This is a genomic window from Pseudomonas sp. MWU12-2029 (assembly GCF_023242425.1).
Taxonomy (GTDB): domain Bacteria; phylum Pseudomonadota; class Gammaproteobacteria; order Pseudomonadales; family Pseudomonadaceae; genus Aquipseudomonas; species Aquipseudomonas kribbensis.
Window position 1 is genome coordinate 1 of the sequence record NZ_JALJDY010000019.1, and the last position, 15,482, is coordinate 15,482.

The 15,482-nt window shown below is 55.9% G+C and carries 12 protein-coding genes and 1 tRNA gene; all 13 read right to left on the bottom strand.

All coding sequences use genetic code 11. From position 1 onward, the window contains the following. On the bottom strand, positions 1–114 hold a 114-nt coding region (locus M5B44_RS28540; RefSeq protein WP_007916459.1), incomplete at its 3' end, for a GTP-binding protein. A gap of 31 nt (positions 115–145) precedes the next feature. Then, positions 146–2,251, bottom strand: coding sequence for an elongation factor G (gene fusA, locus M5B44_RS28545; protein WP_085712351.1), 2,106 nt, complete (start codon positions 2,249–2,251; stop codon positions 146–148). Between the two features lie 30 nt (positions 2,252–2,281). Then, entirely contained in the window at positions 2,282–2,755 is a 474-nt protein-coding gene (gene rpsG / locus M5B44_RS28550) for a 30S ribosomal protein S7 (RefSeq protein WP_007957592.1), read from the bottom strand. Positions 2,756–2,864: 109 nt separating this feature from the next. Beyond that, a complete protein-coding gene (gene rpsL, locus M5B44_RS28555; RefSeq protein ID WP_003186084.1) occupies positions 2,865–3,236 on the bottom strand; it encodes a 30S ribosomal protein S12 in 372 nt (123 codons plus the stop codon). A 215-nt stretch (positions 3,237–3,451) separates the two neighbouring features. Then, complete coding sequence (gene rpoC / locus M5B44_RS28560; RefSeq protein ID WP_085712352.1) at positions 3,452–7,651, bottom strand: DNA-directed RNA polymerase subunit beta'; 4,200 nt, start codon at positions 7,649–7,651, stop codon at positions 3,452–3,454. A 63-nt stretch (positions 7,652–7,714) separates the two neighbouring features. Further along, entirely contained in the window at positions 7,715–11,788 is a 4,074-nt protein-coding gene (gene rpoB, locus M5B44_RS28565; RefSeq protein ID WP_085712353.1) for a DNA-directed RNA polymerase subunit beta, read from the bottom strand. A 220-nt stretch (positions 11,789–12,008) separates the two neighbouring features. Beyond that, positions 12,009–12,374: a 50S ribosomal protein L7/L12 gene (gene rplL, locus M5B44_RS28570; RefSeq protein ID WP_007957596.1), complete on the bottom strand. Its 366-nt coding sequence runs from the start codon at positions 12,372–12,374 to the stop codon at positions 12,009–12,011. A 79-nt stretch (positions 12,375–12,453) separates the two neighbouring features. After that, positions 12,454–12,954 carry a 50S ribosomal protein L10 gene (gene rplJ / locus M5B44_RS28575; protein ID WP_011336174.1) on the bottom strand — a complete coding sequence of 167 codons (501 nt, stop codon included), beginning with the start codon at positions 12,952–12,954 and terminating at the stop codon, positions 12,454–12,456. A gap of 198 nt (positions 12,955–13,152) precedes the next feature. Then, a complete protein-coding gene (gene rplA, locus M5B44_RS28580) occupies positions 13,153–13,848 on the bottom strand; it encodes a 50S ribosomal protein L1 (protein WP_011336175.1) in 696 nt (231 codons plus the stop codon). Further along, the gene (gene rplK / locus M5B44_RS28585) at positions 13,848–14,279 is read right to left on the bottom strand and encodes a 50S ribosomal protein L11 (protein ID WP_003228756.1); all 432 of its coding nucleotides are present in this window, start codon (positions 14,277–14,279) and stop codon (positions 13,848–13,850) included. Before rplK ends, rplA begins: the two co-directional genes overlap by 1 nt. A gap of 117 nt (positions 14,280–14,396) precedes the next feature. Beyond that, on the bottom strand, positions 14,397–14,930 hold the full coding sequence (gene nusG, locus M5B44_RS28590) for a transcription termination/antitermination protein NusG (RefSeq protein WP_007957598.1): 534 nt from the start codon (positions 14,928–14,930) through the stop codon (positions 14,397–14,399). A gap of 9 nt (positions 14,931–14,939) precedes the next feature. Beyond that, positions 14,940–15,308, bottom strand: a complete 369-nt coding sequence (gene secE / locus M5B44_RS28595) for a preprotein translocase subunit SecE (protein ID WP_007916493.1) — start codon at positions 15,306–15,308, stop codon at positions 14,940–14,942. Positions 15,309–15,353: 45 nt separating this feature from the next. Further along, positions 15,354–15,429: transfer RNA gene (locus M5B44_RS28600), tRNA-Trp, on the bottom strand. Positions 15,430–15,482: the final 53 nt, after the last annotated feature.

Consider the following 15,482-nt stretch of genomic DNA (forward strand, 5'->3'; position numbering starts at 1 on the left):
TTCGGAGCAGACGCGAGTCAGAGCAGCGGTCAGAGTGGTTTTACCGTGGTCAACGTGGCCGATGGTGCCAACGTTTACGTGCGGTAGGGAACGATCAAATTTTTCTTTAGCCACGACAATTAACTCCTAGCCTAAAGGGGCTGAATCAGCCTTGTTTTTTGGTAACGGATTCGACGATGTGCGACGGAGCCGTATCGTATTTTTTGAATTCCATAGAGTAGCTTGCGCGACCCTGAGACATGGAACGAACGTCGGTCGCATAACCGAACATCTCACCCAGTGGAACTTCGGCACGGATAACCTTGCCGGACACTGTGTCTTCCATACCCTGGATCATGCCGCGACGACGGTTAAGGTCGCCCATCACGTCACCCATATAGTCTTCAGGCGTAACAACCTCTACCGCCATGATCGGCTCGAGCAACTCACCACCGCCCTTCTGGGCCAGTTGCTTGGTCGCCATGGAAGCAGCCACTTTAAACGCCATCTCGTTGGAGTCGACGTCGTGGTAAGAACCATCGAACACGGTAGCCTTCAGGCCGATCAGCGGATAGCCGGCAACAACGCCGTTCTTCATCTGCTCTTCGATACCCTTCTGGATAGCCGGGATGTATTCCTTAGGAACCACACCACCTACTACTTCGTTCAGGAATTGCAGACCTTCCTGACCTTCGTCAGCAGGAGCAAAGCGAATCCAGCAGTGACCGAACTGGCCACGACCGCCGGACTGACGAACGAACTTGCCTTCGATTTCGCAGTTCTTCGTGATGCGCTCACGGTACGAAACTTGAGGCTTGCCGATGTTGGCTTCGACGTTGAACTCACGGCGCATCCGGTCAACCAGGATGTCCAGGTGCAGCTCGCCCATGCCGGAGATGATCGTTTGACCAGTCTCTTCATCAGTTTTAACGCGGAAAGACGGGTCTTCCTGAGCCAGCTTGCCCAGAGCGATACCCATTTTTTCCTGGTCATCCTTGGTCTTAGGCTCTACGGCAACCGAAATAACCGGCTCCGGGAAGTCCATGCGAACCAGGATGATTGGCTTGTCAGCGTTGCAGAGGGTTTCACCAGTGGTGACGTCCTTCATGCCGATCAGGGCCGCGATGTCGCCAGCGCGTACTTCCTTGATCTCTTCACGGGCGTTTGCGTGCATCTGCACCATACGACCCACGCGCTCTTTCTTGCCTTTGACCGAGTTGATCACGCCGTCGCCGGAGTTCAACACGCCCGAGTAAACGCGGACGAAGGTCAGAGTACCCACGAATGGGTCGGTAGCGATCTTGAACGCCAACGCCGCGAACGGCTCGTCGTCGCTTGCATGACGCTCCATCTCTTCTTCCTCGTTATCAGGGTTGGAACCCTTGATAGCAGGAATGTCGGTCGGAGCAGGCAGGAAGTCGATAACGGCGTCGAGAACCAGGGGAACACCCTTGTTCTTGAAGGACGAACCGCAAACAGCCAGAACGATTTCGCCAGCGATAGTACGCTGACGCAGAGCAGCCTTGATCTCGGCGATCGACAGCTCTTCACCTTCCAGGTACTTGTTCATCAGCTCTTCACTAGCTTCGGCCGCAGCCTCAACCATGTTGCTGCGCCATTCAGTGGCCAGCTCGAGCATGTCCGCAGGGATTTCCTTGCGAACAGGAACCATACCCTTGTCAGAGTCGTTCCAGTAAACAGCTTGCATGTTGATCAGGTCGATCTGGCCCTGGAAGTTGTCTTCCGAACCGATAGCCAGCTGGATCGGCACCGGAGTGTGACCCAGACGCTGCTTGATCTGACCGATCACGCGCAGGAAGTTGGCGCCAGCACGGTCCATCTTGTTTACGTAAACAAGACGTGGAACGCCGTATTTGTTGGCCTGACGCCATACGGTTTCCGACTGAGGCTCAACACCCGAAGTACCGCAGAACACAACGACAGCGCCGTCGAGTACGCGCAGGGAACGTTCTACTTCAATAGTGAAGTCTACGTGGCCCGGGGTATCGATTACGTTGAAGCGATGCTCGTGCGGGTACTGCTTCTCGGAACCTTTCCAGAAGGCGGTAATGGCAGCAGAAGTAATGGTAATACCACGCTCCTGCTCCTGAACCATCCAGTCTGTGGTCGCGGCGCCGTCATGCACCTCGCCCATTTTGTGACTTTTGCCAGTGTAAAAAAGGACGCGCTCGGTGGTGGTGGTTTTACCAGCATCCACGTGAGCGACGATACCGATGTTACGGTAGCGACTAATCGGAGTAGTACGAGCCATAAAGCCCTCGCAAAATTAGTGAAGCTAAAATTAGAAGCGGTAGTGCGAGAAAGCTTTGTTAGCTTCGGCCATACGGTGCACGTCTTCACGCTTCTTAACAGCAGCACCTTTACCTTCAGCAGCATCCAGCAGCTCGCCAGCCAAGCGCAGAGCCATAGACTTCTCGCCACGCTTGCGGGCGAAGTCTACCAACCAGCGCATTGCCAGAGCGTTACGACGGGACGGACGAACTTCGACCGGAACCTGGTAAGTAGCACCACCAACGCGGCGCGACTTCACTTCGACCAGCGGAGCGATGGCGTCGAGTGCTTTTTCGAAGAGTTCCAGGGGATCGGTGCCGGTCTTGCGAGCCGCAACGGTTTCCAGGGCACCATAAACGATACGCTCGGCAACGGCTTTCTTGCCGCTTTCCATAACGTGGTTCATGAATTTGGCGAGGATTTGGCTTCCGTATTTCGGATCGTCCAGAATCTCACGCTTTGCTGCTACGCGACGTCTTGGCATTGATAAGCCCTCAAACGGTCTTCAGGTTAGTTCGGGACAGATCCTTGAGGATTCGCGCCCGACCTTACTCTTATCGACTCAATAAAATGAAAATCTGCAAAACGGCCGATTACTTCGGACGCTTGGTACCGTACTTCGAACGACCCTGGTTACGGCCTTTAACGCCGGAAGTATCCAAGGAGCCGCGAACGGTGTGGTAACGAACACCTGGCAAGTCTTTTACACGACCGCCGCGGATCAGTACCACGCTGTGCTCTTGCAGGTTGTGGCCTTCACCGCCGATGTACGAGGAAACCTCGAAACCGTTGGTCAGACGCACACGGCATACTTTACGCAGTGCCGAGTTAGGTTTTTTCGGCGTAGTGGTGTACACACGGGTGCACACGCCACGACGTTGCGGGCAGTTCTGCAGCGCAGGTACGTCGGATTTCTCGACGATACGCTTACGCGGCTGACGTACCAGCTGGTTGATAGTTGCCATCTACTAGCTCCACTGTTGTCTTGCGACGCTATTGTCTTGCAAGAAAAGCAAAATGGCAGGAACGGATTCCCGCCAAATTTAGGGGATCAAGAGTCTAAAGAGGATCTTGTCCCCAGTCAAGGCAAGGCCCCGACCTCCCCGCTCGTCGAACCTCGACAAATTGTCTCGATTCGATGAACGGTTAGATCAGGGCCTCAGCTCATTTTTCGCAGAACTCAGTTACCGCTCGAGTTCAGCGCTTCGGTCAGTGCAGCTTCCACTTCACTGGCGCTTACGCGCAACGGCTTGTCTGCATCACGACGACGCTTGCGCTCGCTGTGATAAGCCAGACCGGTACCGGCCGGGATCAGACGACCCACAACCACGTTTTCTTTCAGGCCGCGCAGGTAATCGCGCTTGCCGGTTACGGCCGCTTCGGTCAGTACGCGGGTGGTTTCCTGGAAGGAAGCCGCCGAGATGAACGATTCGGTCGACAACGACGCCTTGGTGATACCCAGCAGAACGCGGGTGAACTTGGAGACAAACTTGTCTTCCGCGTTCAGACGCTCGTTCTCTACCAGAACGTGAGTCAGTTCCATCTGGTCGCCCTTGATGAAGCTGGAGTCGCCGGACTCGGAGATCTCAACTTTACGCAGCATCTGACGCAGGATGGTCTCGATGTGCTTGTCGTTGATCTTCACGCCCTGCAGACGGTAAACGTCCTGGATCTCGTTAACGATGTACTTGGCCAGCGCGCTCACACCCAGCAGACGCAGGATGTCGTGCGGATCGCTCGGACCGTCGGAGATAACTTCGCCGCGGTTTACCTGTTCGCCTTCGAACACGTTCAGGTGACGCCACTTCGGAATCAGCTCTTCGTACGGATCGCTGCCGTCGTTCGGGGTGATGACCAGACGGCGCTTGCCCTTGGTCTCTTTACCGAACGCGATGGTGCCGCTGACTTCAGCCAGAATCGACGCTTCTTTCGGACGACGGGCTTCGAACAGGTCGGCAACACGCGGCAGACCACCGGTGATGTCACGGGTCTTCGAAGTTTCCTGCGGGATACGAGCGATAACATCACCGATCGCAATCTTCGCACCGTCCGCAACACCGACCAGGGCGTTGGCTGGCAGGAAGTACTGAGCGATAACGTCAGTGCCTGGCAGCAACAGATCCTTGCCGTTGTCATCGACCATCTTCACAGCAGGACGAATGTCCTTGCCGGCAGCCGGACGATCTTTCGGATCAAGTACTTCAATGTTGGTCATACCGGTCAATTCGTCAGTCTGACGCTTGATCGTGATGCCTTCTTCCATGCCCACATAGGTCACGGTACCTTTCATTTCGGTAACGATCGGGTGAGTGTGCGGATCCCACTTGGCCACGATGGCGCCAGCGTCGACCTTGTCACCTTCTTTAACCGAAATCACAGCACCGTACGGCAGCTTGTAACGCTCGCGCTCACGACCGAAGTCGTCAGCAATCGCCAGCTCACCGGAACGGGACACGGCAACCAGGTTGCCATCCACACGCTCAACGTGCTTCAGGTTATGCAGACGGACGGTACCGCCGTTCTTCACCTGAACGCTGTCGGCTGCGGAAGTACGGCTTGCCGCACCACCGATGTGGAACGTACGCATCGTCAGCTGAGTACCCGGCTCACCGATGGACTGGGCAGCGATTACGCCAACCGACTCACCAATGTTCACCTGGTGACCACGAGCCAGGTCACGACCGTAGCACTTGGCGCAGATGCCGTAGCGGGTTTCGCAGCTGATCGGCGAACGCACGATCACTTCGTCGATGCTGTTCAGCTCGATGAACTCGACCCACTTCTCGTCTACCAGAGTGCCAGCAGGAACGATGACGTCCTCGGTACCCGGCTTGAATACGTCACGGGCGATGACACGGCCCAATACGCGCTCACCCAGCGGCTCTACAACGTCACCGCCTTCAATGTGCGGAGTCATTACCAGGCCGTGCTCGGTGCCGCAATCGATCTCGGTCACGACCAGATCCTGCGCCACGTCTACCAGACGACGAGTCAGGTAACCGGAGTTCGCGGTTTTCAACGCGGTATCCGCCAGACCCTTACGAGCACCGTGAGTCGAGATGAAGTACTGGAGTACGCTCAGACCTTCACGGAAGTTCGCGGTAATTGGCGTTTCGATGATGGAACCGTCCGGCTTGGCCATCAGACCACGCATACCGGCCAGCTGACGAATCTGTGCTGCGGAACCCCGCGCACCCGAGTCGGCCATCATGTACATCGAGTTGAACGATTCCTGCTCGACTTCGTCGCCGTGACGGTCGATGACTTTCTCTTTCGAGAGGTTGGCCATCATCGCCTTGGAGACTTCGTCGTTCGCTTTCGACCAAAGGTCGATCACTTTGTTGTACTTCTCGCCCTGGGTTACCAGGCCGGACGCGTACTGGCTCTCGATCTCTTTCACTTCGTCGGTGGCAGCACCGATGATGCGGGCTTTTTCATCCGGGATAACGAAGTCGTTAACACCGATGGAAACGCCGGAAATGGTCGAGTAGGCAAAACCGGTGTACATCAACTGGTCAGCGAAGATCACGGTCTCTTTCAGACCAACCACGCGGTAGCACTGGTTGATCAGCTTGGAGATCGCCTTTTTCTTCATCGGCAGGTTGACGACGTCGAACGACAGACCTTTTGGCACAACCTGGAACAGCAGCGCACGACCGACAGTGGTGTCGACGATACGAGTGTTGTTCACGCTGTTGCCGTCACGATCGTTCACGGTTTCGTTGATACGAACCTTGATCTTGGCGTGCAGTGCGGCTTCGCCGGCACGGAACACACGGTCAACTTCCTGCAGATCCGCGAACACACGACCTTCGCCCTTGGCGTTGATCGCTTCACGAGTCATGTAGTACAGACCCAATACAACGTCCTGCGACGGAACGATGATTGGCTCACCGTTGGCTGGCGACAGAATGTTGTTGGTCGACATCATCAACGCACGCGCTTCGAGCTGGGCTTCCAGCGTCAGCGGTACGTGCACGGCCATTTGGTCGCCGTCGAAGTCGGCGTTGTACGCAGCACAGACCAGAGGGTGCAGCTGGATAGCCTTACCTTCGATCAGTACCGGTTCAAACGCCTGGATACCCAGACGGTGAAGGGTCGGTGCACGGTTGAGAAGAACCGGGTGTTCGCGAATCACTTCAGCGAGAACGTCCCAAACTTCCGGCAGCTCGCGCTCGACCATTTTCTTGGCCGCCTTGATGGTGGTCGCCAGACCACGCATTTCCAGCTTGCCGAAAATGAACGGCTTGAACAGCTCGAGAGCCATCTTCTTCGGCAGACCGCACTGGTGCAGACGCAGGGTCGGGCCTACGGTAATTACCGAACGACCGGAGTAGTCAACACGCTTACCGAGCAAGTTCTGACGGAAACGACCCTGCTTACCCTTGATCATGTCAGCCAAGGACTTCAGAGGACGCTTGTTCGAACCGGTGATAGCGCGGCCACGACGACCGTTGTCGAGCAGTGCATCGACAGCTTCCTGCAACATACGCTTTTCGTTGCGCACGATGATGTCCGGAGCGGACAGATCCAGCAGGCGCTTCAAACGGTTGTTACGGTTGATCACTCGACGATACAGATCGTTGAGGTCGGAAGTCGCGAAACGACCGCCATCCAGCGGAACCAGTGGACGCAGATCCGGCGGCAGAACCGGCAGAACGGTCAGCACCATCCACTCTGGCAGGTTGCCGGAACCCTGGAAGGCTTCCATCAACTTCAGACGCTTGGACAGCTTCTTGATCTTGGTTTCGGAGTTGGTTTGCGGAATTTCTTCACGCAGACGGCCAATCTCGTGCTCCAGGTCGATAGCGTGCAGCAGTTCACGGACAGCTTCAGCACCCATACGGGCGTCGAAATCGTCACCGAACTCTTCCAGCGCTTCGAAGTACTGCTCATCGTTCAGCAGCTGACCTTTTTCAAGAGTGGTCATGCCCGGATCGATAACGACATAGCTCTCGAAGTAGAGAACGCGTTCGATATCACGCAGGGTCATGTCCATCAGCAGGCCGATACGGGACGGCAGCGATTTCAGGAACCAGATGTGGGCAACCGGCGAAGCCAGTTCGATGTGCGCCATGCGCTCACGACGAACCTTGGCCAGTGCAACTTCAACGCCGCACTTCTCGCAGATCACACCACGGTGCTTCAAGCGCTTGTACTTACCGCACAGGCACTCGTAATCCTTTACCGGGCCAAAGATCTTGGCGCAGAACAGACCGTCACGCTCAGGCTTGAACGTACGGTAGTTGATGGTTTCCGGCTTTTTAACTTCACCGAACGACCACGAGCGGATCATCTCAGGCGAGGCCAATCCGATACGGATGGCGTCGAACTCTTCGACTTGACCCTGGTTTTTCAGCAAATTCAGTAGGTCTTTCAAGGCCTTTCCTCCTGGCGGAGCAGAGAGCGGGCAATCCTGCCCCGCTCTCGATCGCGTCACGTGTTATTCGGTTTCCAGATCGATATCGATGCCGAGGGAACGAATTTCCTTGATCAACACGTTGAAGGACTCGGGCATGCCCGGCTCCATACGGTGATCGCCGTCCACGATGTTTTTGTACATCTTGGTCCGGCCGTTCACATCGTCCGACTTCACTGTGAGCATTTCTTGCAGAGTGTAAGCAGCACCGTATGCTTCCAGTGCCCAGACCTCCATCTCCCCGAAACGCTGACCACCGAACTGCGCCTTACCACCCAGCGGCTGCTGGGTAACCAGGCTGTACGAACCGGTAGAACGCGCGTGCATCTTGTCGTCTACCAAGTGGTTCAGCTTCAGCATGTACATGTAGCCAACGGTAACTGGACGCTCGAACTTGTTGCCGGTACGGCCGTCGGTCAGCTGCATCTGGCCGCTTTCTGGCAGGTCCGCCAGTTTCAGCATGGCCTTGATTTCGCTTTCCTTGGCACCGTCGAACACTGGAGTGGCCATTGGAACGCCGCCACGCAGGTTCTTCGCCAGATCCAGGATTTCCTGATCGGAGAAGCTGTCCAGATCTTCGTTACGACCGCCGATCTGGTTGTAGATCTCGTCCAGGAAGGTACGCAGCTCAGCGACTTTACGCTGCTCTTCGACCATCCGGTTGATCTTCTCGCCCAGACCTTTGGCCGCGAGGCCCAGGTGGGTTTCAAGGATCTGACCAACGTTCATACGCGAAGGTACGCCCAGCGGGTTGAGGACCACGTCGACCGGGGTGCCATTGGCATCGTGCGGCATGTCTTCAACCGGCATGATCACGGAGACCACACCCTTGTTACCGTGACGACCGGCCATCTTGTCGCCCGGCTGGATGCGACGACGGATAGCCAGGTAAACCTTGACGATCTTCAGCACGCCTGGAGCCAGGTCATCGCCCTGCTGCAGTTTGCGCTTCTTGTCTTCGAACTTGTCGTCCAGCAGACGGCGACGATCAACGATGTAGGCCTGAGCCTTCTCGAGCTGCTCGTTCAGAGCATCTTCAGCCATGCGCAGTTTGAACCACTGACCATGCTCAAGACCGTCGAGTACTTCGTCGGTGATGTCCTGACCTTTCTTCAGGCCCGCGCCGCCTTCAGCCTTGTGGCCTACCAGAGCGGAACGCAGACGTTCGAAGGTCGCGCCTTCAACGATGCGGAACTCTTCGTTCAGATCCTTGCGGATCTCGTCCAGCTGGGTCTTCTCGATCGACAGGGCACGAGCATCACGCTCAACGCCGTCACGAGTGAAGACCTGCACGTCGATGACAGTACCTTTGGTACCGGTAGGTACACGCAGGGAAGTGTCTTTAACGTCGCTGGCTTTTTCACCGAAGATCGCGCGCAGCAGTTTTTCTTCCGGAGTCAGTTGGGTCTCGCCTTTCGGAGTGACCTTACCAACCAGGATGTCGCCTGCGCCAACTTCAGCACCTACGTAAACGATACCGGCTTCGTCCAGCTTGTTCAGTGCAGCTTCACCCACGTTCGGGATGTCCGCAGTGATTTCCTCTGGGCCAAGCTTGGTGTCACGGGCCACACAGGTCAGTTCCTGAATGTGGATCGTGGTGAAGCGGTCTTCCTGAACCACACGCTCGGACAGGCAGATGGAGTCTTCGAAGTTGAAGCCGTTCCACGCCATGAACGCGATGCGCATGTTCTGACCCAGAGCCAGTTCACCCATGTCGGTGGACGGACCGTCGGCCATGATGTCGCTACGCTGAACGCGATCACCCTTGCTCACCAGCGGACGCTGGTTGATGCAGGTGTTCTGGTTCGAGCGGGTGTATTTGGTCAGGTTGTAGATGTCGACACCAGCTTCACCGGTTTCAACTTCGTCATCGGCAACACGAACCACGATACGGCTGGCATCGACGGAATCGATCACGCCGCCACGACGAGCCACGACGCAAACGCCGGAGTCGCGAGCCACGTTACGCTCCATACCGGTACCTACCAGCGGCTTGTCGGCACGCAGGGTTGGTACAGCCTGACGCTGCATGTTCGAACCCATCAACGCACGGTTGGCGTCGTCGTGCTCGAGGAACGGAATCAGCGACGCTGCAACCGAAACTACCTGCTTCGGCGAAACGTCCATCAGGGTGACTTCTTCAGGCGCCTTGACGGTGAATTCGTTCAGGTGACGTACGGCTACCAGTTCGTCGATCAGGACTTTCTGGTCGTTCATGGTCGCCGAAGCCTGCGCGATCACGTGATCGGCTTCTTCAATAGCAGACAGGAACACGATCTCGTCGGTAACCACACCCTCTTTCACCACACGGTATGGGCTCTCGAGGAAGCCGTACTGGTTGGTGCGAGCGTAAGCCGCCAGGGAGTTGATCAGACCGATGTTCGGACCTTCCGGCGTTTCGATCGGGCAGACACGACCGTAGTGAGTCGGGTGTACGTCACGAACCTCGAAGCCCGCGCGCTCACGAGTCAGACCGCCAGGGCCGAGTGCGGAGACACGACGCTTGTGGGTAATCTCGGACAGCGGGTTGTTCTGGTCCATGAACTGCGACAGCTGGCTGGAACCGAAGAACTCTTTCACCGCCGCAGCCACTGGCTTGGCGTTGATCAGATCTTGCGGCATCAGGCCTTCGCTTTCAGCCATCGACAGACGCTCTTTGACCGCACGCTCAACACGTACCAGGCCAACGCGGAACTGGTTCTCGGCCATTTCGCCTACGCAGCGAACACGACGGTTACCCAAGTGGTCGATGTCGTCGACGATGCCTTTACCGTTACGGATGTCGACCAGAGTCTTCAGTACCGCGACGATGTCTTCCTTGCACAGCACGCCCGAACCTTCGATCTCGGTACGACCGATACGACGGTTGAACTTCATCCGGCCGACCGCAGACAGGTCATAACGCTCAGGGCTGAAGAACAGGTTGTTGAACAGGGTTTCGGCAGCGTCTTTGGTTGGCGGCTCGCCTGGACGCATCATGCGATAGATTTCGACCAGCGCTTCCAATTGGTTGCTGGTGGAGTCGATCTTCAGAGTGTCAGAGACGAACGGACCGCAGTCGATATCGTTGGTGTACAGAGTTTCGATGCGAACGACGCCGGCCTTGGCGACTTTTGCCAGGACTTCAGTGGTCAGCTCGGTGTTGCACTCTGCCAGGATTTCGCCGGTTGCCGGATGCACGATGACCTTGGCGGTGGTGCGACCCAGGACGTAGTCCAGAGGCACGTCCAGCTCTTTGATCCCGGCTTTTTCCAGCTGGTTGATGTGACGGGCAGTGATACGACGACCCTGCTCGACAATTACCTTGCCTTTGTCATCCTGAATATCGAGAACAGCAACTTCACCGCGCAGACGCTGAGGTACCAGTTCCAGGCTCAGGGTCTCGCCCTTAACGTGGAATACGTTGGTGGTGTAGAAAGCGTCCAGCACTTCTTCGGTGGTATAGCCGAGCGCGCGCAGCAGTACCGAGGCCGGCAGCTTGCGACGACGGTCAATACGTACGAATACGCAGTCCTTCGGGTCGAACTCGAAGTCCAGCCAGGAACCGCGGTAAGGAATGATGCGTGCGGAGTACAGCAGTTTACCGGAGCTGTGCGTCTTGCCACGGTCGTGGTCGAAGAACACGCCCGGGGAGCGGTGCAACTGGGAAACGATCACACGCTCGGTACCGTTGATTACGAAGGTACCGTTCTCAGTCATCAGGGGGATTTCACCCATGTAGACTTCTTGCTCCTTGATGTCCTTGATCGCTTTGTTCGACGATTCTTTGTCGAAAATGATCAGGCGCACTTTTACCCGCAAAGGTACGGCGAAAGTTACACCGCGCAATACGCATTCTTTGACATCAAATGCCGGTTCGCCCAGGCGATAACCGACGTACTCCAGCGCAGCATTGCCGGAGTAGCTGATGATCGGGAAAACGGATTTGAAGGCCGCATGCAGGCCCACGTCGCGGAACTGATCTTTAGTCGCTCCCGCTTGCAAGAATTCACGATACGAATCCAGCTGGATGGCCAGGAGGTAAGGCACATCCATGACGTCCGGCAACTTGCTAAAGTCCTTGCGGATACGTTTTTTCTCAGTATATGAGTAAGCCATCAGCGTTCCCCAGCTTGGTCACCTGCTTGTTTGGCCCCTCCCGACGGGAGCAGCCAGAAAATCGTGCAAACCCCATGGTTTGCGCCATCACATCGGATGGTTACAGCTCGTTATCGGCACCGACCGAGTCGGCTGCCAATAACGGAAAAAGGCCGGTGGCAAGAGCCACCAGCCATCAGCCTGTCGCTTGACGCTCGGGCTGGAGGAGCAAAGTCGATGCTTACTTCAGCTCGACTTTAGCGCCTGCTTCTTCCAGCTTCTTCTTAGCGTCTTCAGCAGCTTCTTTCGAAACGCCTTCAGCTACAACCTGAGGAGCGCCGTCGACTTTCTCTTTGGCTTCTTTCAGGCCCAGACCGGTCAGTTCACGAACTGCCTTGATCACGTTTACTTTCTTCTCGCCGGCTTCAACCAGAACAACGTTGAACTCGGTTTGCTCTTCAACAACAGCGGCAGCAGCAGCTGGACCAGCAGCAGCAACAGCAGCGGTCACGCCGAAGGTTTCTTCCATTGCTTTGATCAGCTCAACAACTTCCAGAACGGTTTTCTGGCCGATTGCTTCGATGATTTGTTCGTTAGTCAGAGACATGACTCAATTCCTGATTTGGTGGACAGCCTGTACGGCCGTCGAAATAAACAAAAATACGCGAGATTGGAAACGCTCAGCCTCAGGCTGCAGCAGCTTCTTTCTGATCGCGAATTGCCGCCAGAGTACGAGCCAGCTTGCTGGTAGCGCCTTGAATCACGCTCATCAGTTTCGCAATAGCTTCGTCGCGAGTTGGCAGGCTTGCCAGCACGTCGATCTCATTCGCTGCGAGGAACTTGCCCTCGAACGAAGCTGCCTTGATCTCGAACTTATCCTGACCCTTGGCAAATTCCTTGAACAGACGAGCAGCAGCGCCCGGGTGTTCGTTGGAGAATGCGATCAGGGTCGGGCCGGTGAACGCGTCGTTCAGCACTTCGTACGAAGTGCCAGCAACAGCGCGCTTGAGCAGGGTATTACGTACAACACGTACGTAAACGCCAGCTTCACGAGCCTCTTTACGGAGTCCGGTCATTGCGCCTACTGTTACGCCACGGGCATCAACCACGACAGCGGACAGAGCGACTTTGGCAGCCTCGTTGACTTCAGCGACGATGGCCTTCTTGTCTTCGAGATTAATTGCCACGGGTTTAACTCCTGCTTGTTACCGTTTCATTCGATCGAAACCGAATGTCGTTTTGGTGTCTGATTCGGTAAGGAACCGGGAGCACCATCTGCGTAGGCTTGAGGTTTAAGACTTGCGTCGCCTACGGTCTTGGATAGCCCCCGCCAGGCAGGGACCCCAATCTTTCAATTGGCGCAGTCACCTGCGCCAATTTTTGTCTTACGCGTCCAGCGAGCTCTGGTCGATAACCAGACCTGGGCCCATGGTGGTGCTCAGGGTAACGCGCTTGACGTAGATACCTTTCGAGGAAGCTGGCTTGATACGCTTCAGATCAGCGATCAGGGCTTCAACGTTTTCCTTCAGCTTGACGGCATCGAAGCCGATCTTGCCAACGGAAGTGTGGATGATGCCGTTTTTGTCGGTGCGATAACGAACCTGACCAGCCTTGGCGTTTTTAACCGCGGTGGCTACGTCTGGAGTAACGGTACCAACTTTCGGGTTAGGCATCAGACCACGTGGACCGAGGATCTGACCCAGTTGACCTACAACGCGCATGGCATCCGGGGATGCGATCACTACGTCATAGTTCAGGTCGCCGCCTTTCATTTCGGCAGCCAGTTCGTCCATGCCTACGCGGTCAGCGCCGGCAGCCAGAGCGGCCTCGGCAGCTGGACCCTGGGTGAACACAGCAACGCGAACGGTCTTGCCAGTGCCGTGTGGCAGCACAGTAGCGCTACGAACGACCTGGTCGGATTTACGCGGGTCTACACCCAGGTTAACGGCCACATCGAACGACTCGACGAACTTGGCAGCTGGCAGCGAGGCCAGCAGAGTTGCGGCCTCTTCGAAGTTGTAGGACTTGCCTGCTTCGATCTTTTCAGCGATAGCCTTTTGGCGCTTGGTCAGCTTAGCCATTACACACCCTCCACGTTAAGGCCCATGCTACGAGCAGAACCGGCGATAGTGCGCACGGCTGCATCCATATCAGCTGCAGTCAGATCCGCGTTTTTGGTTTTCGCGATTTCTTCCAGCTGAGCACGGGTAACAGTGCCAACCTTAACGGTGTTCGGACGAGCGGAACCGCTGGTCAGACCGGCCGCCTTCTTCAGCAGAACCGAAGCAGGGGTGGATTTGGTTTCGAAAGTGAAGCTACGGTCGCTGTAGACAGTGATGATCACTGGAGTCGGCAGACCAGCTTCCAGACCCTGGGTACGGGCGTTGAAAGCCTTGCAGAATTCCATGATGTTCACGCCGTGCTGACCCAGAGCAGGACCAACAGGTGGGCTTGGGTTAGCCTGAGCGGCCTTCACTTGCAGCTTGATGTAAGCGGTAATCTTCTTGGCCATGAGGCACTCCAATTACGGGTTCGAACGCCTCGAAAGGCTCCCCGGTTACTTGCGCGTTTATCCCAGTGACGACAAAACCCCACAGCCTAGGGCTGCGGGGTTGGGATGCTTGTCCAGTTAGACCTTTTCGACCTGACTGAACTCCAACTCTACCGGAGTAGAGCGACCGAAAATGAGCACTGCCACTTGGATCCGGCTCTTTTCGTAGTTAACTTCTTCAACAACACCGTTAAAGTCAGCGAAAGGACCGTCATTGACACGAACGGTTTCACCTGGCTCGAACAACGTCTTCGGCTTCGGCTTGTCGCTACCGTCAGCAACGCGACGCAGAATCGCCTCGGCTTCTTTATCAGTGATTGGCGCAGGCTTATCAGCGGTACCGCCGATAAAACCCATTACCCGAGGAGTATCCTTGACCAAGTGCCAAGTACCCTCATTCATATCCATCTGTACCAGCACATAACCAGGGAAGAACTTGCGTTCGCTTTTGCGCTTCTGGCCATTACGCATTTCAACCACTTCTTCAGTGGGAACCAGAATTTCGCCGAAGCCATCTTCCATGCCAGCCAGCTTTACACGCTCGATCAGCGAGCGCATGACATGCTTCTCGTAACCCGAGTAAGCATGCACAACGTACCAACGCTTAGCCACGGGACACCCTTAGCCGACAATCAAGGAAACAAGCCAGCCGAGCAGGGAATCAAGCCCCCACAACAGCAACGCCATAACCAGAACAACAGCCACAACAATCAGAGTGGTCTGCGTGGTTTCTTGGCGAGTTGGCCATACGACTTTACGAATCTCGGTACGAGCTTCCTTAACCAGTACAAAGAAAGACTTGCCCTTGGCAGTCTGCAGGCCTACAAAGGCAGCTACAGCAGCAATGACAAGCAAAGCGAGTACACGGTACAGGATCGGCGAAGCAGAGTAATACTGATTGCCTACAACGCCAACCACCACCAAAGCGACCACTACAAGCCACTTGAGCAGATCGAAGCGAGAGCCTTGAGCTTCAGCCTTAGGAGTCATCTATGAAGATCCTGTGAAAAGAAAGCCAGACACACCGAGTGAATCTGGCAGGTCAGGAGGGAATCGAACCCCCAACCTACGGTTTTGGAGACCGTCGCTCTGCCAATTGAGCTACTGACCTAAAACAAAATCAGGCCGACCATTATGCCGGCCTGAAAAATACATTACAACTAC

Excerpts from the sequence above, each read along its gene's own strand:
- fusA (WP_085712351.1), bottom strand. The coding sequence starts at position 2,251 with ATGGCTCGTACTACTCCGATTAGTCGCTACCGTAACATCGGTATCGTC.
- rpsG (WP_007957592.1), bottom strand. The coding sequence starts at position 2,755 with ATGCCAAGACGTCGCGTAGCAGCAAAGCGTGAGATTCTGGACGATCCG.
- rpsL (WP_003186084.1), bottom strand. The coding sequence starts at position 3,236 with ATGGCAACTATCAACCAGCTGGTACGTCAGCCGCGTAAGCGTATCGTC.
- rpoB (WP_085712353.1), bottom strand. The coding sequence starts at position 11,788 with ATGGCTTACTCATATACTGAGAAAAAACGTATCCGCAAGGACTTTAGC.
- rplL (WP_007957596.1), bottom strand. The coding sequence starts at position 12,374 with ATGTCTCTGACTAACGAACAAATCATCGAAGCAATCGGCCAGAAAACC.
- rplA (WP_011336175.1), bottom strand. The coding sequence starts at position 13,848 with ATGGCTAAGCTGACCAAGCGCCAAAAGGCTATCGCTGAAAAGATCGAA.
- rplK (WP_003228756.1), bottom strand. The coding sequence starts at position 14,279 with ATGGCCAAGAAGATTACCGCTTACATCAAGCTGCAAGTGAAGGCCGCT.
- secE (WP_007916493.1), bottom strand. The coding sequence starts at position 15,308 with ATGACTCCTAAGGCTGAAGCTCAAGGCTCTCGCTTCGATCTGCTCAAG.